23 protein-coding genes and 1 pseudogene are annotated in these 23,265 nt (G+C 33.5%); 21 read left to right on the top strand and 3 right to left on the bottom strand.

The genetic code is table 11. The features are described from left to right. Positions 1-2 precede the first annotated feature (2 nt). Entirely contained in the window at positions 3-2,027 is a 2,025-nt protein-coding gene (locus CCY98_RS00180) for an ATP-dependent helicase (RefSeq protein WP_112056596.1), read from the top strand. A gap of 2 nt (positions 2,028-2,029) precedes the next feature. Here CCY98_RS00180 and CCY98_RS00185 read toward each other — a convergent pair whose 3' ends face one another. Together CCY98_RS00185 and CCY98_RS00190 are read right to left on the bottom strand one after the other, a co-directional pair. Further along, positions 2,030-3,403 (bottom strand): methyl-accepting chemotaxis protein, encoded by a 1,374-nt coding sequence (locus tag CCY98_RS00185; RefSeq protein ID WP_112056597.1) that lies wholly within the window; start codon positions 3,401-3,403, stop codon positions 2,030-2,032. Further along, positions 3,400-3,917, bottom strand: a pseudogene (locus tag CCY98_RS00190) (PAS domain-containing protein). Before CCY98_RS00190 ends, CCY98_RS00185 begins: the two are co-directional and overlap by 4 nt. A gap of 242 nt (positions 3,918-4,159) precedes the next feature. Between CCY98_RS00190 and mqnE the strand changes: the two are divergent. Then, positions 4,160-5,215, top strand: coding sequence for an aminofutalosine synthase MqnE (gene mqnE / locus CCY98_RS00195; protein WP_112056598.1), 1,056 nt, complete (start codon positions 4,160-4,162; stop codon positions 5,213-5,215). A gap of 10 nt (positions 5,216-5,225) precedes the next feature. Beyond that, the gene (locus CCY98_RS00200) at positions 5,226-5,684 is read left to right on the top strand and encodes a phosphoribosyltransferase family protein (protein ID WP_112056599.1); all 459 of its coding nucleotides are present in this window, start codon (positions 5,226-5,228) and stop codon (positions 5,682-5,684) included. A gap of 23 nt (positions 5,685-5,707) precedes the next feature. On the opposite strand, the gene CCY98_RS00205 is transcribed toward CCY98_RS00200, so the two are convergent. Beyond that, a complete protein-coding gene (locus CCY98_RS00205) occupies positions 5,708-6,157 on the bottom strand; it encodes a Fur family transcriptional regulator (RefSeq protein ID WP_112056600.1) in 450 nt (149 codons plus the stop codon). 189 nt (positions 6,158-6,346) lie between these two features. On the opposite strand from CCY98_RS00205, the gene CCY98_RS00210 reads away from it, so the two are divergent. The 18 genes from CCY98_RS00210 (at position 6,347) to CCY98_RS00295 (ending at position 23,263) form a co-directional block, all read left to right on the top strand. Further along, positions 6,347-6,658, top strand: coding sequence for a DUF2325 domain-containing protein (locus CCY98_RS00210; protein WP_112056601.1), 312 nt, complete (start codon positions 6,347-6,349; stop codon positions 6,656-6,658). A gap of 66 nt (positions 6,659-6,724) precedes the next feature. After that, a complete protein-coding gene (locus tag CCY98_RS00215; protein WP_112056602.1) occupies positions 6,725-7,417 on the top strand; it encodes a response regulator in 693 nt (230 codons plus the stop codon). Positions 7,418-7,528: 111 nt separating this feature from the next. Next, a complete protein-coding gene (locus tag CCY98_RS00220; RefSeq protein ID WP_112056603.1) occupies positions 7,529-9,463 on the top strand; it encodes a PBP1A family penicillin-binding protein in 1,935 nt (644 codons plus the stop codon). After that, on the top strand, positions 9,463-11,166 hold the full coding sequence (locus CCY98_RS00225) for an ABC transporter ATP-binding protein (protein ID WP_112056604.1): 1,704 nt from the start codon (positions 9,463-9,465) through the stop codon (positions 11,164-11,166). Before CCY98_RS00220 ends, CCY98_RS00225 begins: the two co-directional genes overlap by 1 nt. Before the next feature lie 55 nt (positions 11,167-11,221). Beyond that, positions 11,222-12,181 carry a chemotaxis protein gene (locus CCY98_RS00230; RefSeq protein WP_112056605.1) on the top strand — a complete coding sequence of 320 codons (960 nt, stop codon included), beginning with the start codon at positions 11,222-11,224 and terminating at the stop codon, positions 12,179-12,181. A gap of 143 nt (positions 12,182-12,324) precedes the next feature. After that, complete coding sequence (napA, locus tag CCY98_RS00235; protein ID WP_112056606.1) at positions 12,325-15,111, top strand: nitrate reductase catalytic subunit NapA; 2,787 nt, start codon at positions 12,325-12,327, stop codon at positions 15,109-15,111. 5 nt (positions 15,112-15,116) lie between these two features. Beyond that, positions 15,117-15,896 carry a ferredoxin-type protein NapG gene (gene napG / locus CCY98_RS00240; protein WP_112056607.1) on the top strand — a complete coding sequence of 260 codons (780 nt, stop codon included), beginning with the start codon at positions 15,117-15,119 and terminating at the stop codon, positions 15,894-15,896. Beyond that, positions 15,893-16,699 carry a quinol dehydrogenase ferredoxin subunit NapH gene (gene napH, locus CCY98_RS00245; RefSeq protein WP_112056608.1) on the top strand — a complete coding sequence of 269 codons (807 nt, stop codon included), beginning with the start codon at positions 15,893-15,895 and terminating at the stop codon, positions 16,697-16,699. Before napG ends, napH begins: the two co-directional genes overlap by 4 nt. After that, positions 16,696-17,220, top strand: a complete 525-nt coding sequence (locus CCY98_RS00250) for a nitrate reductase cytochrome c-type subunit (RefSeq protein ID WP_112056609.1) — start codon at positions 16,696-16,698, stop codon at positions 17,218-17,220. The genes napH and CCY98_RS00250 overlap by 4 nt, the downstream gene beginning before the upstream one ends. Continuing rightward, a complete protein-coding gene (locus CCY98_RS00255) occupies positions 17,217-17,735 on the top strand; it encodes a 4Fe-4S binding protein (protein ID WP_112056610.1) in 519 nt (172 codons plus the stop codon). The genes CCY98_RS00250 and CCY98_RS00255 overlap by 4 nt, the downstream gene beginning before the upstream one ends. Further along, a complete protein-coding gene (locus CCY98_RS00260; protein WP_112056611.1) occupies positions 17,729-18,682 on the top strand; it encodes a nitrate reductase in 954 nt (317 codons plus the stop codon). Before CCY98_RS00255 ends, CCY98_RS00260 begins: the two co-directional genes overlap by 7 nt. A 9-nt stretch (positions 18,683-18,691) precedes the next feature. Continuing rightward, entirely contained in the window at positions 18,692-19,090 is a 399-nt protein-coding gene (locus tag CCY98_RS00265; RefSeq protein ID WP_112056612.1) for a chaperone NapD, read from the top strand. 197 nt (positions 19,091-19,287) lie between these two features. Next, a complete protein-coding gene (locus CCY98_RS00270; protein ID WP_112056613.1) occupies positions 19,288-19,677 on the top strand; it encodes an NAD(P)H-quinone oxidoreductase subunit 3 in 390 nt (129 codons plus the stop codon). Beyond that, positions 19,659-20,168 carry an NADH-quinone oxidoreductase subunit B gene (locus CCY98_RS00275; protein WP_181566520.1) on the top strand — a complete coding sequence of 170 codons (510 nt, stop codon included), beginning with the start codon at positions 19,659-19,661 and terminating at the stop codon, positions 20,166-20,168. Before CCY98_RS00270 ends, CCY98_RS00275 begins: the two co-directional genes overlap by 19 nt. Positions 20,169-20,177: 9 nt before the next feature. Further along, positions 20,178-20,978: an NADH-quinone oxidoreductase subunit C gene (locus tag CCY98_RS00280; protein WP_112056615.1), complete on the top strand. Its 801-nt coding sequence runs from the start codon at positions 20,178-20,180 to the stop codon at positions 20,976-20,978. Position 20,979: 1 nt separating this feature from the next. After that, positions 20,980-22,209, top strand: a complete 1,230-nt coding sequence (gene nuoD, locus CCY98_RS00285; protein WP_112056616.1) for an NADH dehydrogenase (quinone) subunit D — start codon at positions 20,980-20,982, stop codon at positions 22,207-22,209. Further along, positions 22,206-22,436 carry an NADH-ubiquinone oxidoreductase subunit E family protein gene (locus CCY98_RS00290; protein WP_112056617.1) on the top strand — a complete coding sequence of 77 codons (231 nt, stop codon included), beginning with the start codon at positions 22,206-22,208 and terminating at the stop codon, positions 22,434-22,436. Before nuoD ends, CCY98_RS00290 begins: the two co-directional genes overlap by 4 nt. Further along, on the top strand, positions 22,436-23,263 hold the full coding sequence (locus tag CCY98_RS00295; protein WP_112056618.1) for a hypothetical protein: 828 nt from the start codon (positions 22,436-22,438) through the stop codon (positions 23,261-23,263). Before CCY98_RS00290 ends, CCY98_RS00295 begins: the two co-directional genes overlap by 1 nt. Positions 23,264-23,265: the final 2 nt, after the last annotated feature.

Below are 23,265 nucleotides of genomic sequence, written 5' to 3' on the forward strand. Positions count from 1 at the left end.
GATTGCCTCTCTCTAAGCTTAATGATCAACAAAGGGAAGCATCACTAGCTCCTAGTGGGCATAATCTAATCATTGCTTCAGCAGGGACTGGTAAGACCTCTACAATTGTAGGCAGAATCTCTCATCTTTTGGAAAGTGGGATTTTGCCTAATGAAATTTTGCTACTTACTTTTACCAATAAAGCCGCACAAGAGATGCTAAACAGACTGGAATTGAGATTTGATTCTAAAATTGTTAAACAAATTGAAGCGGGCACTTTTCATGCGGTGGCTTATCGTTATTTGAAAAATAAAAATTCAATCATTTTAAAACAACCAAGAGAGCTTAAGGTGCTTTTTAAGAGTCTTTATGATAAAAGAATATTTACGCATATCTCTCAAACTCCGCCTTATGGAGCGAATTATTTATATGATATTTTTTCTCTGTTTCAAAATGCAACAATAAGCGATGATTTTTTAACTTGGTTGCAAAATAGAAATTCAGAACAAGCGCCTTATGTGGAGATTTATTTGGATGTTTGGGAAGAATTTAAGAATCTTAAAAAAGAATATCATTATGCTGATTACAATGATTTACTGCTTTTTTATAAAGAAGAGGTAGCGCAAGATAAGCTTTGCTTTAAAGAGATTTTAGTTGATGAATACCAAGATACTAATCCATTACAAGATTCGATTTTGCAAACCCTTAACCCCCCATCTATTTTTTGTGTGGGAGATTATGATCAAAGTATTTATGCCTTTAATGGTGCAGATATTAGCATAATTGGGAGTTTTAAAGATCGCTATCCCAATGGAAATATTTATAGTTTAACAAAAAATTATCGCTCAACAGCTCCGATTTTAAACCTTGCTAATCGCGTGATTGAAAAAAACCCTAGAATCTATCCTAAAACTTTGGAAGTTGTTAAAACACAAAATTTTGGAATGCCAACTTTGCTTGTTTATGATGAATTATTTTTACAATATCAAGGTATTGCCAATAAAATTAAACTTTCTAATCGTCCTTATAAGGATGTGGCAGTTATTTTTAGAAATAATTCTAGTGCAGATGGAATTGAAGCAAGTTTAAGGGAAGTTGGGATTCCAACACGCAGAAAAGGTGGTGTTAGTTTTTTTGATTCTAAAGAAGTGGCGTATATTTTAAACCTTTGTTCATTGCTTTATAATCCTAAAGATATGATGTCTTTTATCCATGTTTTAAGTCATGCTAAGGGGATTGGAAATGCTATGGCAAAGGATATTTATGAGGCTTTGTTGATTTTGGGTGAAGGCAATGCTATAAAGGGGCTTTTAAAGCCAAATCAAAATATCAAAGAGCCATATAAAAAAATCACTCAAAATACTCAATTGGGGCTTTTTGATGAATTTTTTGCAATGGGGAATGTTGAGCGATTTAGCTACTTGGAGAGTGATTTTAAGCATAATTCTATTTTAAGCCATCCTAAGCTCACTAAAGAGGGGGCTGAATTTCTCGATTCGCTTTATTTCTTTTTTAGTAGTTTTAATATGGGCGATAAACCTGCTTTTTTGATTGGTAAAATCATTCAATTACCTATCTTTAAAAAGGTGGCACAAAAGTTAGCAAAAGAGCGCTCAATAAACAAAGATGGCAGAATCAGTGAAGAAAAATTTCAAGAATCGCTAGAGAGAATTGAAAGAAAAATATTTTTGTTGAGGGATTTGGCAAGCCATTATCAAGAAATTGGAAGATTTTTAAACGCTATGATGCTTGGTTCTAGCGAAATGAGTGAAGGGGAGGGCGTGAATTTGTTAAGCATTCACGCAAGTAAGGGCTTGGAGTTTAGTGAAGTGTATATTGTTGATTTAATGGAGGGGAGATTTCCTAATAAAAAATTAATGAATCAAAGTGGAAGTTTAGAAGAAGAAAGAAGACTTTTTTATGTAGCAGTAACACGCGCAAAAGAAAACCTATATCTTAGCTATGCCAAAAAAGATGTGATGAGAAATATTTCCTATGAGGGTTCAATTTTCCTTTATGAAGCTGGATTGCTTCATAAAGGTAATTGATTTTAGTTATTTTGCAAAAGGTTAATTACTTTTTTAGAATCATCTTCAATTTCATCAAAAGTTTGAATGATTGCATCAACACTTTCTTTGGTAAGCGGTTTTTTTAATTCTTCTAATGCAATGTTTGTATTTTGGATTAATTTTTCTTTTATATTGTTGAGAGATGATATATCTAGATGGATTGCTTGAATTTTCTCTTGATTATCTAGATGTTTGGAGATGGGGTTAATTTGATTAAAATTACAAGTTTGCTTTTTAAAATTAAAACTCAAATAAAGATTAGATTTATAGACAATATGCTCTAACTTTGAAACACTTAAAATGAATTTGTTAGAAAGATTCTCAAAAACTTCTTTGAGTGTTTTTGTGGTTTGTTCCATATAGCTAAAGATGGAATTAAAATGCATAATATGACTATGTGTTGAGTTTGCAAACTCTGAAACTTGTTTAAAATTGTCTTGAATACTAGCAATTTCTTGTTGCATAGTTTGCACCACAATAGAAATATCATTGGTAGCTTTATGTGTCTTTTCCGCAAGCTGTCTAACTTCATCAGCTACCACTGCAAACCCCCTTCCATGTTCCCCAGCCCTTGCTGCCTCAATGCTAGCATTGAGTGCCAAAAGATTGGTTTGATTTGCAATATCGCTAATGATTTCAACTACTGAATCAATATCTTTTGATTTTTGAGCAAAACTTTCGATAGTAATAGAGTTATCATTGATAATTGTCGTAAGCTCATCAATGGATTTAGTGATGGAAACAACATCCTCTTGAGAATTTTTTGCCGAAGTTGTGATGCTTGTTATATTTTCATCTACAATACTCATATTTTGTATGTCATTATCTAAATCCAAAGAAATTTTTGTTAAGTTTTCATTTTGACTGCCTAGGCTCATATCCATTAGAGATTTAGCAAGGAAATTAGAGAGATTTTCTTTGGCATTTTCTTCAATTTTCATTAAGGCTTTATTGATATTTTCAATATTTGCAGCAAACGCATTATTTAATCCTTGCGGAAAGGCTAAGCGATAATATTTGCCTTCTTGCGAACATCGAATGGCGGTAGAAATTTCACGCATAAAGGCTTCAAGATTATCAATGACACTATTAATATTATTAGCAAAAGTGCATAAGTCATTGTCTCCTTTGATATGGATGATTCTTGCTTCAAATTTTCCTTGTTGCCAAAGTGCTGATATTTTAATAATTCTTTGGAGAAAATTTAATCTTTTTATTAATTTAAAATAAATAAATATAAGAAGAATAGTTAAAACTCCAAAAGCAATAAGGCTAATAGATAAGCCAACAAAAATAGCTTCTAAAACTAATCCAATAATGCTTAAAAGAATAGAAATAATCAAGAGATTTTTCATCTATATCCCCCTGTTTTTCCTTTGTTTTGCAAATTAATAATGAATTCATCCCAAGTTATGTTATTTTCTTTTAGGAAATTTAAAGTGAATTGAATAGCTTGATTAACCCCTTGTGTTTTTTCTATTTCAAGAAGTTTGCTATAAATTTTACTGATAGTCTCTACGCCTTCTTTGCTTGGGCGTCTTCGCACAGAATAATAGCCTACCACTTCATCTTTTTCATCATAGGAGGGTGTAACATTGGCAAAGACCCAATAGGTTTTTCCTGTTTTGGAGAGATTGCATACAAAAGCAAAAAATTCCTTTTTTCTTTAAGAAAATCCCATAAAAGTTTGAATGCTGTTTTTGGCATTTGTGGATGACGAACAAGACTATGAGGTTTGTTTAAAAATTCCTCTTCTTTATATCCTCCATAGTGAATAAAATCTTTGTTGCCATAGGTTATTTTACCTTTTAAGTCTGTTTTGGAGGTAATGAGTGTATTATCTTTTAAAAAAAGTTCATTGGTGGGCATATAGATATTCCTTATAAGAATTTTAGTAAAAGCCAAAATTCTATAAAACAAAGAGTTAAAAGATAATTAAAAAATAATTTTTTAATTTATGTAATTTGCTAATGATTTAGGAAGTTTAGCATTTGATTATTTTTATATAGAATTATCTATTTTGATTTATTATTATTTTAAATAAAGCAAGAAACTTTGTGTATAATTCTATATAAAATTTTAGTTTTTGGTAACTCTGATAAAGGAAAAAAATGAGTAAAAATGAAATATTAAAGTCATTTTTAGTTCCAAAAGAAGCATTAAAGTTATATGATTTAGATATTTTTACTTTGGGAAAAATGGCAGGAGCTATCAGAGAAGAGTATTTTGGTAAAAAGACTTTTTTTAATTCCAATCGCCATTTAAATCCGACTAATGAATGTTCAGATATTTGTAAATTCTGTGCTTTTTCGGCACATAGAAAGAATCCAAATTCTTACACTTTAAGCAAAAAAGAAGCGTTAGATCAAGTTCAAATGGCAGTTAATAATGGTGCATTGGAGATTCACATTGTAGGTGCGCACAATCCAAAGTTGGATTTGGAATGGTATTTAGAGCTTTTTAGAACGATCAAAGAGAAATATCCACAAATTCATATCAAAGCACTTACAGGCGCGGAAGTTAATTTTTTGTCCAAAATTTCTAATAAATCTTATCAAGAAGTCTTGGAGCTTATGGTTGAAAATGGCGTAGATTCAATGCCTGGTGGTGGAGCGGAGATTTTTGATGAAGGAATTAGAGAAAAAATTTGCAAAGGAAAGGTGGATTCAATAAGGTGGCTTGAGATTCATGGGTATTGGCATTCTTTGGGAAAAAAATCTAATGCAACAATGCTTTTTGGGCATATTGAAAGTAGAGAACATCGAATTGATCACTTATTACGTCTTTATTATCAGCAAGAAAAATCTCAAGGTTTTAATGCTTTTATTCCTTTGGTATATCAAAAAGAGAATAATTTTTTGAAAGTTAAAAATTTTCCTAGTGGGCAAGAGATTTTAAAGACAATCGCCATTAGCCGAATCTTACTTCCTAATATTCCCCATATCAAAGCTTATTGGGCGACTTTAGGTTTAAATCTTGCGTTGGTGGCGCAAGAGTTTGGAGCTGATGATATTGATGGAACAATCCAAAAAGAAGCTATACAAAGTGCAGCAGGGAGTAAGAGTGCTAATGGAATTTTAAGAGATGAATTGATTTCACAAATTAAAGATTCTGGTTTTATTCCAGTTGAACGTGATAGTTTGTATAATGAGATTAAAATTTATTAAGGAGGAGATGATGCAATATTATAGTTATGAGATGTTTAAAGAGGATATAAAAGAATTGATTTTAAAAATTGATTTTAATCCCGATGGAATTGTGGCAATTTCAAGAGGTGGCTTGACAATGGCTCATTTTTTGGGAATCGCATTGGATTTGCGAATGGTATATAGTATTAATGCAGCTTCATTTTTCAATAGAGTGCAACAAGAAGTGAGAATTTCTAATATTCCAGAACTTTATGGAAATCAAAGGGTTTTAGTAGTGGATGAAATTATTGATAGTGGCACAAGTATGATAAAAGTTAAAAATATTTTACAAGAAATCAATTCCAATATTGACTTTAAAACAGCATCTATTTTTTATAAACCAACAGCAAGTTTTAAGCCGGATTTTTATTTGCGCGAAACAAAAGACTGGGTGGATTTCTTTTGGGAAGTGGATATTGTAAAAGAGATTAGGGAGCGTAATCTCTAAAACATAAGAATCTCTCTATAAAATTATTTTTTTAGGCAAGATTCACACACAACATACAAAAGCATATCGTGTCCTACAAGCTTTGTTTTGTGGGATTGTGCGACTTCAATTTGTAAATTCTCAATTTCTTCATTGCAGAATTCTTCAATTTTTCCACATTCTACACAAATAATATGATCATGGTGCAAACCACTTGCTATCTCATAGCGTTTGCCACTTTTATCTACTTCAATAGAATGCACAAAACCTTCTTTTTCTAAAAATGACAAAATGCGATAGATTGAGGAAATACTAGCGTTTTTACAGGTTTTTTTGATGGCAATAAAAATATCTTCAGGACTTAAATGTCCCCCATCCTCATAAATTACTTTTAGGATATACTCTCTTTGTTTGGAGTTTTTAAGATTGTTTTTTTTGATAGAAAGATGCAATCTATCTATAATTGTTTTAAGAGATTCTTTGTATTTTTTCATAATTAATTCCTTTTAAATAGTTTTATTCAGAATTTTAGGGATTATAGCAGAATCATAGCATTAAATCAAAAATAAAATGATATTTGTTTTTATTAATTATTAAGATAATAATGATTATTATTTTATTTTTATATCACAGGAGTGTAAATTTCGAAAATTTAGTTAATTTTTATTTTATAAGGATTTATCATGTCAATTTTGGTTATCGGTGGAGATGAAATTACTTCTATTAGGGCTGTTTTGAGTAATTTTGGTTGCAAAAAAGTTACACATTGGGATGCTAGAAAAGAGAGCATTAATCACAAAGATATTCCTCAAAATACAGATTGTTTGGTAATGCTAACTAATTTTTTAAACCACAACACAATGAAAAAATTTCGCAATGAAGCAAAAAAGAAAGAAATTCCTATTGTTTGCACAAAAAGAAGTGTGAGTTGTCTATATTGTGAATTTATGAAAACTTTTGGAAAAAATTGTTGTAATTGTGAGGGTAAATGTTGATATTTTAAGCCTTTTTTAGTATCATTTTTCCAGCTTAATTTTATTAATTTTTGGGAGAAAGAAATTATGTCTCCAGATTTATTAGAGCCGCTTGGTAGTCTTACGATTTTGATTGTTGAGGATGATGAGATTGCGCTTGATTTATTGAAAATGCCATTGGAGCGTAGGTGTCGTAAAATTCTAACTGCAAGCAATAGAGAAGAAGGCTTAAAGCTGTTTAAAAACAATGTGGTTGATATAGTAATAACAGATATTAACTTAGAAGGTAAAATTGATGGCATTACAATGGTGGAGTCAATGCGAAAAGTTAATTCCACATTTCCGGTTATTTTTATGACTGCTTATAGCGATGAAGAAAAGATTTCTCGAATTGTTGGACTAAATTCTGCTTATTTTATCAAAAAGGTAGTGGATTTAGAAGAGTTATTTGTTTTGTTGCTTTCCATCAACAAACAGCTTTGTAAAGAACAAATGATTGATTTGGGGCAAGGTGTGTTTTATCGCAGAAAAGACAAGTCTATTGTGAAGGGTTATGCAATTTTTGAATTAACTGAAAGGGAATGTCGCATTTTAGAATTGCTTATTAAAGCTGAAAATTTCCCAGTAACTTATGATGAATTCCGCAAAAAAGTTTGGAGAGGGCAGCAAATGACAATGGATTCTTTGCGTATGCACATCAATAATTTGCGTAGAAAGACTTATTATGATTTGATTAAAAATCACTCTAGAATGGGCTATAAAATTACAAAAATTCTCTAAAATACAAACAAATAGAGGGCTTTATCTCCTAGGAGTGCGCAAACTTTTCTTAAAAAAATGTATGCTAGAATCTTTTTGAAATATTTATCTTTTGTCTAAAATGGAATTTTAATGAAAATTTTTTTAAGAATCTTTTTTGCTTCATGCATTATCGCTTTTATTGCAATTATTATTTTTGTTTCACAATTCTACTATGAAATTCATAAAGACACTGACAAGATTGTGGAATACAATCCTCCCATTACAACGCAGATTTTTGATAGAAAAGGGCGTTTGATTGCTAATTTATTTGATAAAGAGTTTCGTTTTTATGCAAAATTTGAAGAGATTCCACCGCGCCTTATTGAAGCGCTTTTAGCCATAGAAGATACTTTGTTTTTTGAACACCCTGGGGTTAATTTAGATGCGATTATGCGCGCTATGTTAAAGAATATCAAAAGTGGTGGTTATGTGGAAGGTGGTAGCACTATTACTCAACAGCTTATAAAAAATGTTGCTTTAACAAGGGATAAGACTATTGAGCGCAAACTCAAAGAAGTGTTGTTGGCTTTTCAATTAGAGACAATTTTAAGCAAAGAACAAATTTTAGAGCGTTATTTGAATCACACTTATTTTGGGCATGGATTTTATGGAATCAAAACTGCCTCGCAGGGATATTTTCGTAAAGAAATGGATGAATTGACCCTAAAAGAAATTGCAATTCTTGTATCTTTGCCTAGAGCGCCTAGCTTTTATGATCCTACAAAAAATTATGATTTTTCTTTGGCAAGGGCAAATAATGTTTTGCAAAGAATGGAAGAGTTGGGCTGGATTAGTAAAGAGCAATTAGATAAAGGTATTGCAGAATCTCCAAAAGTGTATGATGATACTTTGACGCAAAATATTTCTCCTTATGTAGTGGATGAAGTGCAACGGCAGCTAAAAGATGTCGCTGATTTAAAAAGTGCTGGTTATAAAATTTATCTCAATATTGATTTGGATTATCAAGAGATTGCCCAAGAATCTTTACTTGTTGGATATGAGCAGATTTTATCTCGCCATAAAAATGATGAGAAAATACAAGAAAAACTCAATGGTGCTTTTGTTGCGCTTGAAAATAAAACAGGCAAGATTCTTGCATTAGTTGGTGGTGTAGATTATCAAAAAAGCCATTTTAATCGAGCAACACAAAGTAAAAGACAAATTGGCAGTAGCGTAAAGCCTTTTTTGTATCTTAGTGCTTTGAATTCGGGACTTGGACAAAACTATAGGATTCCAGATATTACAAGAACTTACGAATACAGAAATGGTGGTGTGGGCAAAAAATGGCAACCTAAGAATTATACGCCTAATATCAATGGTTATGTAACCTTAAAAGAAGCTTTGCGGAAATCATTAAATCTTGCAACCATTAACTTAGTGGAGGAAGTTGGGTTTGATAAGATTTATGGGGAAATTTTAAATTATGGATTTAGTAATGTCCCAAAAGACTTGACAATTTCACTCGGAAGTTTTGGTTCATCGCCTTTGGAGATGGCAAAAAATTTTATGGTATTTTCTAATTATGGTCGAGTGATTGATCCTAGATTAATAGATAGAATAATTGACAATCAAGGAAATACCACCTATTTTCAAGAGGAAATAACTGATTTAAACACTCCACAACAAAGTTTTTTGGTGGTGGATATGTTAAGAGATGCTGTGAGAAATGGGACAGGGAGACGAGCTAAGGTTAATGGAATTGAGCTTGCAGGTAAAACAGGAACAACAAATGAGAATGTTGATGCGTGGTTTTGTGGATTTTCACCTAGCATCGAAGTAGTGGTTTGGTATGGTAAAGATGACAATACTGCAATGGGAGCTGGAGAAACAGGGGGGATTGCACCTGCATCAACCTTTGCATATTTCTTTGAGCGGATTTTGACAATTGATCCTGGATTGGAACGAGAATTTAAAATACCAGAGGGTGTGAGAAGTCAAGTGATAGAGGGTGAAATGATTTATTATACCGATAAATCACCTTTGCGATACAATCCAAATAAAAATCAAAATGGGATTATTTTTTAATGAAGATTTTTTTAAGAAGATTTTATCCTTACATTAGGGAATATAAACTTTATTTTTTTTATGCTATTGTAGGGACAATTATGGTGGCAACTGCAAGTAGTGCTAGTGCATACCTAGTTAAGCCCGTTTTAGATGATATCTTTATTAAAAAAGATATTACTATGTTGCAGATTCTGCCTTTTTTTGTAGTTTTAGCTTATTTTACTAAGGGACTTGGCGCTTATATACAAACCTATTATATGAGTTTTGTAGGTCAAGACATTGTTAGGCGGTTAAAAGAGATTTTATTAAGTAAAATGCTAACTTTTGAAATGGAATTTTTTAATCGCTATCGCAATGGAGAGTTAATCTCTAGAATTACTGGCGATATTGGAGCGGTGCAGGGTGCGGTGTCAAATTACTTTATTGAAGGCATTAGAGAGAGCTTGACTATATTGGGGCTTGTTGGGGTGGTGATTTATCAAAGTCCTGAATTGGCTTTTTATGGGCTCGTAGTTATGCCTTTAGCGCTTTATCCTATCGCGCTTATTGCAAGAAAAATGCGCTATGCTTCTACAAAAATGCAACAAAAAAATGCTGATTTGTCTGCAAAATTAATAGAAATTTTTAATAATATTGAGCTTATTAAAGCAAGTTCGGGAGAAACCATAGAAAAAGAAGAATTTTCAAAACACAATAAGGAGCTTTTTAACCTTTCCATGAAAACGGTGCGTGTTTCAGAATTAACTTCGCCATTAATGGAAACTTTAGGGGCAATCGCAATTGCTGTGGTGATTTTTATTGGGGGGCATAAGGTTATTAATAATGAGATTTCCACAGGGGCGTTTTTTTCTTTTGTAACAGCACTTTTTATGCTTTATACTCCCTTTAAGCGCGTAAGTGGTCTTTATGCTAAAATCCAAGTAGCTTTTGCTGCAGGGGATAGAATCTTTGAAATGCTAGATAGAAAAGCCAAAATCAAAGATGGAAGTAAGATATTACAAGATGGAGTAAAAGAGATTATCTTTAAAGATGTGGATTTATTTTATGGAGAAAAACAAGCTTTAAGTAAAATTAATCTTACAATTCACAAGGGTGAGAGTATTGCTTTAGTGGGAAGTAGCGGAGGGGGTAAAAGTTCGCTTGTTAATTTGCTACTGCGTTTATATGAACCAAATAAAGGAAGTGTAAATATTAATGGCTGTAATATTCAAGATTTTACTCAAGCAAGTTTAAGATCAAAGGTGGCAATTGTTACACAGAGAATTTTTATTTTTAATGATAGCATTGCAAAAAATATCGCTTATGGAAGTGCCATAGATGAGACAAGGGTAAAAGAAGCTCTACATAGAGCTAGAATTTTGGATTATGTAGAATCGCTCCCTAATGGAATCCATACGATTTTAGAAGAGTTTGGGGCAAATCTAAGTGGAGGACAGCGACAGAGGATTGCTATTGCAAGGGCACTTTATAAGAACCCAGAGATTTTAATTTTGGATGAAGCCACAAGTGCGCTAGATAATAAAACCGAGGAGGAATTTAGAGATGCGCTTAGTGAGATTATCAAAGATAGAATCGTAATCATCATTGCTCACAGATTCTCTACAGTTTCTTTGGCTGATACGATTTATTTCTTTCAAAGTGGGAGAATTATTGCACATGGTTCGCAAGAAAAATTATTAAAAGAATGTGAATCTTTTAGGGAATATTACAAAAATCAGTAATTTTCTTATTTTAAATTATGTTATAATTAAACAAAATTTTAAGTAAGGCGCTAAAATGTCAAATCTATCAAATGTTGATCAAATAACCAATCTCCATAGAAATAATGAATTACAGCTTCTTTGTTTTAGGCTAGAAAAAGATAAAGATTTATACGCAGTGAATGTTTTTAAGATTCGTGAAGTGGTGAAATACCGAGGTGAAATTACGATTGTTTCTCACGGGGGGAGTTCGTTGGTAGAGGGGTTGATTACGATTAGAGAATTAACTATTCCGCTGATTGATTTGAAAAAATGGTTTTATTATGATTCAAGAGATAAAACAAAAAACCTTGAGCCTTATGGAATTAAACGAGAAGAGGGCGATGATGAAGTCATCATGATTTGTGAATTTTCTAAATGGACGGTGGGTGTTAGAATCTATGAAGCCGATCGGATTTTAAATAAAAAATGGACAGAGATAGAGCAAAGTGCAGGCATTGGGAATTCTGGATTAAATAGCAAATTAGTAAGCCGAACACGCTATTTTGATGGACGCTTGGTACAAGTGGTGGATATTGAAAAAATGCTAGTTGATGTATTCCCATGGATTGAAGATGAGAAGAATGATGAGATTGATAAAATCAAACAAATCGTAACAAGTAATGAAGTTTTATTAGCAGATGATTCTCCAAGTGTTATTAAAACAATGCAAAATATTCTTAATAAACTTGGTGTGAATTATAAAACTTTCCCTAATGGACAGAGATTGTTAGATTATATTTTTGCTAAAGATACAGATATTTCCAAAATAGGAATTGTGATTACTGACCTAGAGATGCCAGAGGCAAGTGGATTTGAGGTTATTAAACAAGTAAAAAATAATCCACTAACGGCTAATATTCCCGTTGTTGTTAATTCTTCGATGAGTGGGAGTAGCAATGAAGATATGGCGCGTTCTTTAAAAGCTGATGAATTTATCTCCAAATCTAATCCAGTAGAAGTGGAAGATGCCTTAAGACGCTTTATGATTAAATAATCTTTCTTATTCCAAAAGGGCTTTTAGCCCCCATAAATACGAAATATACAAATATATATATTGACTTAAATCAAATCTTTTATCTTCCTTAAGTGCTATAATTCTTTTGCATTAAAAATGCTAAGCAAATTAAGGAGGCATATATGGCGCAAACAAGACGCGAGTTTTTGAAGACAGCAGCAGCTGTTAGTGCGGCAAGTGTTGCAGGTATTGCAGTTCCAGCACCTCAAGCTTTGATAGCAAAAGAAATTGAAGGTGGTTGGAAATGGGATAAGGCAGTTTGTCGATTTTGTGGAACAGGCTGTGGAATTATGGTTGCTACTAAAGATGAGCAAATCGTAGCTATCAAAGGCGATCCAGCAGCACCCGTAAATCGAGGTTTGAATTGTATTAAAGGTTATTTTAATGCCAAAATTATGTATGGGCAAGATAGATTAACTCAACCTCTTTTGCGTGTCAATGCACAAGGTGAATTTGATAAAAATGGTCGATTCCAACCAGTGAGTTGGCAAAGAGCTTTTGATGTTATGGAACAAAAGTTCAAAGAAGCTTATAATGAGCTAGGTCCAACAGGAATTGGTGTTTTTGGTTCTGGGCAATACACGATTCAAGAAGGCTATGCGGCAGTAAAACTCATCAAGGGTGGCTTTAGAAGTAATAATATTGATCCTAATGCTCGACATTGTATGGCAAGTGCGGTTGTGGGATTTATGGAAACTTTTGGAATTGATGAACCAGCTGGTTGCTATGATGACATTGAATTAACAGATACTATTGTAACTTGGGGTGCAAATATGTCTGAAATGCATCCGATTCTTTGGGCTAGAGTTACTGATAGGAAACTATCTTCACCTAATAAGGTGCGCATTGTTAATCTTACTCCTTATTCTAATCGCACTTCAGATTTGGCAGATACAGAGATTGTTTTTACTCCACATACGGATTTGGCTATTTGGAATTATATTGCAAGAGAGATTGTTTATAATCACCCAGAATCAATTGATTGGAACTTTGTGAAAAAGAATTGTATTTTCACAACAGGTTTTGTTGATATTGGTTATGGTATGAGAACAGATATTAAACACGCCAAATACGATTCAAAAGAGCTTGATATAGCAGCAAAAGAGAAATCTAAAGTTTTAAGTGAGAATGAAGGAGTTACTTTACGCTATTTGGGTATGAAAGCAGGTGAAGTAATGGAAAATAAACACGCTGCTAGTGCTGGGAATCACTGGGAAATTTCCTTTGAAGATTTTAAAACAGCCCTAGAACCTTATACGCTTGATTTTGTTGCTAAAATTGCAAAAGGTGATTCAAAAGAAAGTTTAGAATCCTTTAAAGAAAAATTAAAAACACTAGCAAGTTATTATGTAGATAAAAATAGAAAAATCGTTAGCTTTTGGACTATGGGTATGAATCAACACACAAGAGGAACTTGGGTGAATGAGCAAAGCTATATGGTTCATATGTTGCTAGGAAAACAAGCTAAACCCGGAAGTGGTGCATTCTCTCTCACAGGGCAACCTAGTGCTTGTGGAACAGCAAGAGAGGTGGGGACATTCTCACATAGATTACCAGCAGATATGGTAGTAGGAAATAAAAAACACAGAGAGATTACAGAGAAAATTTGGAAACTTCCAAGTGGAACTATCAATCCTCAAATTGGGGCGCATTTTATGCAAATTATGCGCAATTTAGAAGATGGTAAGATTAAATGGGCTTGGGTGCAAGTTAATAATCCTTGGCAAAATACTGCTAATGCAAATCATTGGATTAAAGCAGCTAGAGAAATGGATAATTTCATTGTGGTTTCAGATGCTTATCCGGGAATTAGTGCAAAAGTAGCAGACTTAATTTTGCCAGTTGCAATGATTTATGAAAAATGGGGTGCGTATGGAAATGCTGAACGCCGCACACAACATTGGAAACAACAAGTCTTGCCACAAGGAAATGCAATGAGCGATACTTGGCAGATGATGGAATTTTCAAAACGATTCACTCTAAAAGAAGTATGGGGTGAAAAGAAAATCAATGATAAATTTACATTGCCAAATGTGCTAGAAGAAGCTAAAGCAATGGGATATAGTGAAGATACAACACTTTATGAAGTGCTTTATGCTAACAAAGAAGCAAAAAGCTATAAAACCGATGATAAAATATTGGAAAATGAATTGAACTCTGAAGTATTTGGCGATAAAAGACAAGTAATTGGCAGTGATGGCAAAGTTTTTGAAGGTTATGGATTTTTTGTGCAAAAATATCTTTGGGAGGAATATCGTAAATTTGGTATCGGACATGGACATGATTTAGCAGATTTTGATACTTATCATAGAGTTAGAGGTTTAAGATGGCCTGTAGTAGATGGTAAAGAAACACAATGGAGATTTAATAGCAAATATGACTATTATGCAAGAAAAGCAAATAATGGAGAGTTTGCTTTCTATGGAGCTTTTGCAAAAGAATTGCCAAGGGGAGATCTAAAATCGCCCAAAACAAGTGAAAAATATTCACTCAAAAACAAAGCAAAAATCTTTTTCCGCCCTTATATGGATCCACCAGAGATGCCAAATGCAGAATATCCATTTTGGCTAAGCACTGGTCGTGTGTTAGAACATTGGCATAGTGGAACAATGACGATGAGAGTGCCAGAACTTTATCGTGCAGTTCCAGAAGCATTGTGCTATATGAATCCAGAAGATGGAGAGAAACTAGGTATTCAGCAAAATGATGCAGTTTGGGTTGAATCAAGACGAGGAAAAGTCAAGGCAAGAGTGGATATGAGAGGTAGAAATCGACCTCCAATGGGCTTAGTGTATGTGCCTTGGTTTGATGAAAAGGTGTATATTAATAAAGTTTGTCTTGATGCGACTTGCCCAATTTCTAAGCAAACTGATTTTAAAAAGTGTGCAGTGAAAATTTATAAGGCATAAAATCTATGGAGAACAAAAATCCAAGAAGAATTTTCTTTATTCAAGCAGCACAAGCAGTCGCAATGACAATGGTGGGTGGATTAGTTTGGAGTGCTTTTTTAAAGGAAAGCAAAGCTAATCCTCTTATTTTACGACCACCGGGTGCTTTAGAAGAAAAAGAATTTTTAAAGCATTGTGTTAAATGTGGGCTTTGTGTTGAAGCTTGTCCTTTTGATACCCTAAAGCTTGCAAGCGCAGGAAGTGGGAAGCCCATTGGAACGCCTTATTTCATTCCACGAGAGATTCCTTGTGAGATGTGTCCTGATATTCCTTGTGTAGCTATTTGTCCTACAAAAGCCTTGGAGCCGAAGTTGGTGCAGAGTGATGGAATATGGGAGATTAATAAAGCAAAAATGGGTGTGGCTATTGTGGATAAAGAGCATTGTGTGGCTTATTGGGGGATTCAATGTGATGCGTGTTACCGCGCTTGTCCTTTGATAGGCGAGGCGATTAAATTAGAGTTAAAACGAAATGAGCGAACTGGAAAGCATTCTTACTTGCTACCTGTTGTTGAAAGTGAGGTTTGCACTGGTTGTGGTAAATGTGAAAAAGCCTGTGTAACACAAGATGCAGCCATTATTGTAATGCCTAGGGAAATTGCTTTGGGAGCAGTAGGCACAAATTACATTAAAGGCTGGGAAAGGCAAGATGAAAATAGATTGGAAAATGCGACATTGCACCATTTAAAAAAAGATAAAGAGAATTTGCAAGAAGTGCAAGATTACCTTAATAGTGGGGAGCTATGATGAAAAAGTATCGTTTTTTGGTCTTAAGACGCATTGCTCAAATTGGCTTATTGTGTTTATATGTTTTGGGTAATTATGCAGGGATTAAGATTTTGCAGGGCAATCTTAGTGGCTCTTTGCTTTTTGAGATGATTCCATTGAGTGATCCTTTTGCTATTTTGCAACTTTTATTTAGTGGAGCGATAGTTGGAATCAATGCTTTAGTGGGTGGATTAATTATTCTTGTCTTTTATGGTTTGATTGTTGGGAGAGCTTTTTGTTCTTATGTTTGTCCTATGAATCTAGTTACGGATTTGGCAAATTATTTGCGCAGAGTTTTAAATATCAGCTATGCACCGCTTTATTTAAGCAGAAGAATACGCTATGTTGTTTTGTTTTTGACTTTGATTCTCTCAAGCTTATTTGGAATGGCAGCTTTTGAAGCTATTAGTCCTATTGGAATGATTCATCGTGGAATTGTTTTTGGTATGGGCTTTGGAGCTTTTGCAGTGCTTTTAGTGTTTTTGTTGGATTTATTTGTTGTATCTCATGGATTTTGTGGTCATTTGTGTCCGCTTGGAGCTTTTTACTCGCTAGTAAGTAAATTTGCTTTTTTGAAGGTGAAATATGATTTGGATTCTTGCACACATTGTATGGAATGCAAAAAGATTTGTCCAGAAAAGCAAGTGCTTGGATTGATTGGAAAAGAGAGTGGAAAGGTTATAGGTGGAGAATGCACTCGATGTGGAAGGTGTATTGAAGTTTGTGGGGATAATGCCCTTAGATTTAATCTTTTAGATTTTGCAAAAAAGGAAATAAGATGAATTTTAAAACAATAATGATCGTGGGAGTAAGCGCACTCTCCTTAGCTTTTATTGGTTGCAAAAGTATGCAGGGTTATTCTGCTGAAGAAATAGGTTTGAGAAAAACGACACTTTTTAATGAGGAAGCACAAATTCAAGCTTATGATTATGAAGGTAAGGTAGCGGGTGAATCAGAACTAATTGAGCGTGCTTTTGAAAATGCCCCTCCTATGATTTCACACAATCTTGATGGAATGTTGCCTATTACAAAAGACAATAATTCTTGCACGGGTTGCCATTTGCCCGAGATTGCAGAAGCAGTAGGAGCAACAGCTATGCCTAAATCTCATTTCTATGATTTAAGAAATAATAAAGACTTGCATGGGGAAATGGATGAGAATCGCTTTAATTGTGTGATTTGCCACACAACACAAGTAAATGCAGCACCTTTAGTTGAAAATAACTTTAAGGCTGATTTTCGTCAAGAAAATAGTAATACAAAATCTAATTTGCTTGATGTTTTAAATGAAGGTGTGAAGTGAGAGAAAATCGTAGAGATTTTTTTAGCTTTTTATTAAAAGGTGGGAAGAAAAAGGAAGGTGATTTTTGGCTTCCACTCCCCCCTTATAATCAAGATAAATCTCTTTTTGAGAAAATGTGCAAAGATTGTAAAAAGCCTTGTGTAGAAGCGTGTGAAACAATTTGTCAAAAAGGGATTATAAAGGTGTGTGATGAAATTCCTTATGTGGATTTTAGCTTGGAGGGGTGCAAGCTTTGTGGTGAGTGCGCAAAGGCTTGTCCTAATGAAGTTTTAAAAGAAGAGAGTGAGAGTCATTGGAATTTTGAAGTATGTATTGATGAACTTCAATGTTTAGGTTATCATAAAACGATGTGTTATACTTGCAAAGAAGTTTGTCAAAGTGTGCTTGGGAGCCAAAAAGCCATTGATTTTATAGGAATGTTTTATCCTGTAATTAATAAAAATTGCATTGGTTGTGGGTTTTGTCTTGGTGTATGTCCAACTAAAGCTATTACTCTAAAGGAAAGAAAATGCTAAAAATAATTTTTTTATTCTTGTGGTTTTTGGGGAGTGCTTTTGCGGTAAATCCCTTTTATCAATTAAGTTTAAAAAACAATATTATTGATATGAATTATATAGATAATAGACTTTTTGTGGCAACAGATTTTGGTGAAGTGGTGGAGATTAACTTTGATTCTAAGTTCCAAAATATTTCCCAAAAAACCCTTATAGAGCTACCTCATATTAGTAATTTTTTTGGCGATTCTTATCCGCCTAAGGTGTTTTCTGTGGATTTTTTTGATCAGCGATTCTTGATTGATAGCGAGGGGAGTGATGGAAAAAAGAATCTTTTTATTTTTGAAGAAAAGCTGGAAAAATTACCTTTAGTCTTAAATGTCAAAAAAGCAGCTTTTGTAGATAAAGATAGGATTTTTTTAGGATTAATGAGTAATGAGATTGTATTGTATGACTTAAAAGATAAAAAAGTGATTTATCAAAAACAGCTTTCAGAAGCGACTTTTTCGGATTTTATTTTAAGTAAAGATAGGACAAAGTTTCTTGTTTCTTGTGAATCTGGAATCTTGTATTATGGGGAAGTTTTAAGTGGAGAAGTTTTGGAAGAATTAAGCGGAATAAATAAAGATAATGTTTATGAAGCCAAGATGGCTTCCACTTCAAATGGACTAGTTGTGATTACAGCAGGACAAGACAGAAAAGCAGGGGTGTATTTAAAGAATTCGCAAAGCTATGCTAAGGAAGCGGAGTTTTTGGTGTATAGTGTAGGGCTAAGTGCGAGTGGAGAGTTTGGGGCTTATATGAAAAATGAGATGAGCGATATTGTTATTTTTAAGATTTCAAGCAAAGAAGAGGTCGCTATTTTGCAGGGGCATAATAGCTTATTAAATAGTATTATTTTTGTGGATGACAAAAGAATCATAAGTGCTGAAGATGAAAAGAATATTTTGTTTTGGAAATTGCCTTAAAGGAAAAGTATGCAAAATGAGAAAATAGAAGATTTTAATGTTTCAAGTTTGGTGGTGATGTGTAAGGGGGGAGATATTCAAAGGCTTTGGGGGGAGATTGAAGAGATTCCACAGACACAATGTCATTACAAAGATGAGAGTGGTAAGATTGTTGTTACTATTGAATCAAGTAGTGTTGATGAAGAAATACGAACATTAAAAAAGATTGAAGGCTTAAAAGGTGTAATATCTACACAAATGATTTATGCTTATCATAATTTTGAATTAGAAGTTTTGCAAGAGAATATTCAAAGGCAAGAAGTGGTGCCTGAAATCCTTAAAAATGATAAGCTAAAAGCTGAAGAAATAGGATATAGCGGGGATGTTCAAGATAAAATTGATAGCATTTTAAATCCAAAAAATAAATAAGATTGCACTATTTGCAGTCTTAAATTATCTGTATTCTAAAATAATCAAAGTTAATTTTTTGTGTTTTTGTGGAGATTGAGAAAAAATAGAATATTGGCAAAACTTTAGTGTTTAAAAAAGTTAAACAGATAGATTCTTGTTCTTATTTTTAAGAAAAGTTTGATAATATAAAAGGATATTTTTTAGAAGGAATGTAAATGTTTCATTTGGATGTAGCGCACCCATATTTTGGTGTTTTTGTAATTTTTATTTTTACTTTTGCTCTTTTTTTGACTATGACATTTCTTTCTCGTTTTATAGGAAGAAAAATGGCAAGCAAAAATACACAAAAACTGAAATTAGCCCCTTATGAATGTGGATTGGCTCCTACTAAGCAGCCTAACCGAATCTCATCGCAATTTTATTTAATGGCGTTATTGTTTATTTTGTTTGACATTGAGATTATTTTTATGTTTCCTTGGGCAGTAGATTTTAAAATTTTGGGTATTTTTGGTTTTGTTGAGATGATTTTGTTTCTTTTGTTATTAGTTGTGGGATTTGTTTATGCATGGAGAAAAGGAGCATTGCAATGGCAGAGCATGAAGTAGATTATTTAAGACATAAGGGGCTTCCTATTGCGCTAAGCAGTGTGGATAAGTTAGTTAATTGGGGTAGAAGTAATTCGTTGTGGGCTATGACTTATGGGCTTGCATGTTGTGCTATTGAGATGATGGCAACGGGGGCTAGTCGGTATGATTTTGATAGATTTGGGACGATTTTTAGGGCTTCTCCAAGACAAAGCGATGTGATGATTATTGCAGGAACAGTCACCAAAAAACACGCACAATTTGTAAGGCGACTTTATGATCAAATGCCTGAACCTAAGTGGGTAATTTCTATGGGAAGTTGCGCTAATACGGGTGGAATGTTTAACACTTATGCCACTGTGCAAGGGGTAGATAGAATCATTCCTGTGGATATTTATTTGCCTGGTTGCTCACCGCGACCTGAAACACTGCAATATGCCCTTATGGTATTGCAACAAAAAATCCGCAAACAAAAAGCCAATCATAAAAAAATGCCAAAGCGGCTAATTTAGGGAATTAAAATGAGAGAATATAAGCCAAAAACTAATGCACAAAAGCAGGTTTATTACAAAGATCGTTTTTATGTTTCACCGCAGATTCCTAAAGAAAATATCACTGATGAATCGGTGCTAAAAGAGCTAAAAGCTCTAGAGGAAGTTTGCAGGGTTGCTGAAGCTTATGTAATGCGTGGAACTCCAATTGTTTGGGTGGAAGCGGAGATGATTTATGAATGTTTGGAAAAATTAAAAGCTTTGGGTTATGAAGTTTTAAGTGAAATGAGTGCTATGGATTATTTGGAGCAAAAGGGAGGATTTGAGATTTTTTATCAATTGCTTAATATAAAAGAAAAGAGGCGATTGCGCGTGAAAATATTCTTAAAAAAAGGCGAAAAAATCCAATCTGTTAGTGGGCTTTTTAAAAGTGCTAATTGGAGCGAGAGAGAAATGTATGATATGTTTGGAATCTTACCTCAAAATCATCCTTATCCAAAACGAATTTTAATGCCAGATGATTGGGTGGGTCATCCGCTTTTAAAAAGTTATCCTTTGCAAGGTGATGAAAACGCCCAATGGTATGAAGTGGATACGATTTTTGGTGAAGAATATCGTGAGGTTATTGGCAGGGAACAAAGAGATTCAGCTAGAATTGATCGCTACGATACGACAAGATTCTCGCGACTTGGTTATGAAGTTGGCTATGGAGAAGAGATTGATGGAAATAAAGAGAGAGAAAAGCCTATTTGCTACCAAGAAGAAGATGGAGTGCTTTTTGTATCCAAACTCGATCCTAAAAATTCCAAACAATTAGAAAAAAGGAAATAAAATGCAACAACCAAATAAGCTAATGCCTTTTTATGAAAATGTTGCTTTTGATAGAATTAGCGATAATGCGATGGTGTTAAATTTTGGTCCTCAGCATCCAAGTTCACACGGACAATTGCGGTTAATTTTGGAATTAGAGGGTGAGAAAGTTATTAAAGCAATTCCAGAAGTTGGGTATTTACATCGCGGAATGGAAAAAATGGCAGAAAATATGATTTATAATGAATTTTTGCCAACAACAGATAGAATGGATTATATTGCTGCAAGTTCAAATAATTATGCTTTTGCTTTGAGTGTTGAGAAGTTACTTGGAGTAAGTGTTCCTCGCAGGGCGCAAGTGATTAGAACAATGCTTTTGGAGCTTAATCGAATCATTTCTCATTTATTCTGGCTTGCCACGCACGCCCTTGATGTTGGAGCGATGAGTATTTTTCTTTATTGTTTTAGAGAGAGAGAATTTGGAATTGACTTGATTGAGGATTATTGTGGGGCTAGATTGACACATTCAAGTATTAGAATTGGGGGGGTTCCATTAGATTTGCCGCTAGATTGGTGTGATAAGCTTAAGGTATATTTGGATTCTTTGCCAAAACAAATTGCTTTGTATGAGGGGATTTTGAGTGAGAATCGTATTTGGAGGATGCGTTTAGAAAATGTGGGCGTTGTTAGTCCTGAAATGGCAAAGAGTTGGGGTCTTAGTGGAGTTATGTTGCGTGGTAGTGGAATAGAGTGGGATATACGAAAAGAAGAACCCTATGAGCTTTATAATGAATTGGAATTTGATATTCCAGTGAGTTATAGTAATGATAGCTATGGGCGTTATTTGCTTTATATGGAAGAAATGAGACAAAGCATTAGAATCTTGTATCAGTTGATTGAAAAATATAAAGAGACAGATTCTTTATTAATGTGTGAAGATGCGCGTTATTTTTCTGCACCAAAAGAGCAAATTATGACACAAAATTATTCATTAATGCAACATTTTGTTTTGGTAACACAAGGTATGCGTCCCCCTGTTGGTGAAGTATATGTGCCAACAGAATCGCCTAAGGGAGAGCTTGGATTTTTTATTAGATCTGAGGGAGAACCTTATCCTTATAGGGTAAAAATGCGAACTCCTAGCTTTTTTCATACTGGAGTTTTACAGGATTTATTGCCTGGGCATTATTTGGCAGATGTGGTAACAATTATTGGTAATACAAATATTGTTTTTGGAGAGATTGACCGATGAAGCGTTTTGATTTAAGGCATTTAAAGAATGATTTTGGGGGGCGTTTGGAAGAGATCTTGAAAACACAGCTAGAAATGGGGGAAGTAGGGATTTTTTTGTTTGAAGTCTTGGAATTTGAAAATGTGCAAAAAAGTGCGGATATTGTAGCAAAAAGTGGAAATGAATTGTTAAATTCCTTGCGTTTTAATGAAGTGGATTGGACAATTGTAGTAAAGAGGGTTTGTTAATGTTAAGAGAGTTTTTTGAGATTTATTGCCAAAATGGCGGAAAAATTACTCCCCTTAGTCAATATTTAAAAGAAGAGCAAAAAGGTGCAGCGGTTTTACTAGGCGGATTTATTTTGGATTTTTTAGACAAAATTCCAACTTTGGCAACACAAAAGAATGTTTTTTTATTAAGCCCTTTAAATTTTAATCCAAACTCCAATATAAAGCAGTTTTTATACGAAGTGGGTTGTGAAGAATCAGTTTTAGCTCTTTTAGCAGAATTCTTATTGCAAGATGAAGTTATCAAAAATCAAAGCTTTATTAAAGAGCTTGATATTGGATATTTGGCTTCAGAAATTAATTTGGCAGAAGAAGAAATTTTTGAGATTCAAAAAAGCTTTGGAGATAATTTGAAAAATACTTTAATTATCGGAAAAGATGTTGTTACTCATAAAAATGCTAACAATATTGCAAAGATACTTGCATTATTTTCACAAAGTAAATCTTTAGAAGTAGTTTTTTTAGAAGAAGAGAAGGTGTCTGTTTTGCCTCATTATGAAGAAATTTCTAAAATAGGAGAAGTTGGGAGTTTTGATGGTTTAGTCGCGTATTTACACTATGAACATTTAATAAAAACTCCCATACTAAAAGCTTCAAAACAATTTGGGTTAGTTGGAAAAGTAGGAAATGGGGAGAAAATCAAAGTAATTTTTGATAGTTTAGAGGCGTTAGAAGTGGAGTTTTGTGAAAATAAAGAGATTAAAGGAATGGTTGGGATTTTGTCATTACCTAAAAAAGAGAATTTTTGTTTTTGCTATCAAAAAATTAAGCTAGATAAGGTTATGTAATT

Origin of the sequence: Helicobacter sp. 11-8110, from assembly GCF_003288905.1 — a bacterium.
Classification (GTDB): domain Bacteria; phylum Campylobacterota; class Campylobacteria; order Campylobacterales; family Helicobacteraceae; genus Helicobacter_D; species Helicobacter_D colisuis.

Excerpts from the sequence above, each read along its gene's own strand:
- CCY98_RS00185 (WP_112056597.1), bottom strand. The coding sequence starts at position 3,403 with ATGAAAAATCTCTTGATTATTTCTATTCTTTTAAGCATTATTGGATTA.
- mqnE (WP_112056598.1), top strand. The coding sequence starts at position 4,160 with ATGAGTAAAAATGAAATATTAAAGTCATTTTTAGTTCCAAAAGAAGCA.
- CCY98_RS00200 (WP_112056599.1), top strand. The coding sequence starts at position 5,226 with ATGCAATATTATAGTTATGAGATGTTTAAAGAGGATATAAAAGAATTG.
- CCY98_RS00205 (WP_112056600.1), bottom strand. The coding sequence starts at position 6,157 with ATGAAAAAATACAAAGAATCTCTTAAAACAATTATAGATAGATTGCAT.
- CCY98_RS00210 (WP_112056601.1), top strand. The coding sequence starts at position 6,347 with ATGTCAATTTTGGTTATCGGTGGAGATGAAATTACTTCTATTAGGGCT.
- CCY98_RS00215 (WP_112056602.1), top strand. The coding sequence starts at position 6,725 with ATGTCTCCAGATTTATTAGAGCCGCTTGGTAGTCTTACGATTTTGATT.
- CCY98_RS00220 (WP_112056603.1), top strand. The coding sequence starts at position 7,529 with ATGAAAATTTTTTTAAGAATCTTTTTTGCTTCATGCATTATCGCTTTT.
- CCY98_RS00225 (WP_112056604.1), top strand. The coding sequence starts at position 9,463 with ATGAAGATTTTTTTAAGAAGATTTTATCCTTACATTAGGGAATATAAA.
- CCY98_RS00230 (WP_112056605.1), top strand. The coding sequence starts at position 11,222 with ATGTCAAATCTATCAAATGTTGATCAAATAACCAATCTCCATAGAAAT.
- napA (WP_112056606.1), top strand. The coding sequence starts at position 12,325 with ATGGCGCAAACAAGACGCGAGTTTTTGAAGACAGCAGCAGCTGTTAGT.
- napG (WP_112056607.1), top strand. The coding sequence starts at position 15,117 with ATGGAGAACAAAAATCCAAGAAGAATTTTCTTTATTCAAGCAGCACAA.
- napH (WP_112056608.1), top strand. The coding sequence starts at position 15,893 with ATGATGAAAAAGTATCGTTTTTTGGTCTTAAGACGCATTGCTCAAATT.
- CCY98_RS00250 (WP_112056609.1), top strand. The coding sequence starts at position 16,696 with ATGAATTTTAAAACAATAATGATCGTGGGAGTAAGCGCACTCTCCTTA.
- CCY98_RS00260 (WP_112056611.1), top strand. The coding sequence starts at position 17,729 with ATGCTAAAAATAATTTTTTTATTCTTGTGGTTTTTGGGGAGTGCTTTT.
- CCY98_RS00265 (WP_112056612.1), top strand. The coding sequence starts at position 18,692 with ATGCAAAATGAGAAAATAGAAGATTTTAATGTTTCAAGTTTGGTGGTG.
- CCY98_RS00270 (WP_112056613.1), top strand. The coding sequence starts at position 19,288 with ATGTTTCATTTGGATGTAGCGCACCCATATTTTGGTGTTTTTGTAATT.
- CCY98_RS00275 (WP_181566520.1), top strand. The coding sequence starts at position 19,659 with ATGGCAGAGCATGAAGTAGATTATTTAAGACATAAGGGGCTTCCTATT.
- CCY98_RS00280 (WP_112056615.1), top strand. The coding sequence starts at position 20,178 with ATGAGAGAATATAAGCCAAAAACTAATGCACAAAAGCAGGTTTATTAC.
- nuoD (WP_112056616.1), top strand. The coding sequence starts at position 20,980 with ATGCAACAACCAAATAAGCTAATGCCTTTTTATGAAAATGTTGCTTTT.
- CCY98_RS00290 (WP_112056617.1), top strand. The coding sequence starts at position 22,206 with ATGAAGCGTTTTGATTTAAGGCATTTAAAGAATGATTTTGGGGGGCGT.
- CCY98_RS00295 (WP_112056618.1), top strand. The coding sequence starts at position 22,436 with ATGTTAAGAGAGTTTTTTGAGATTTATTGCCAAAATGGCGGAAAAATT.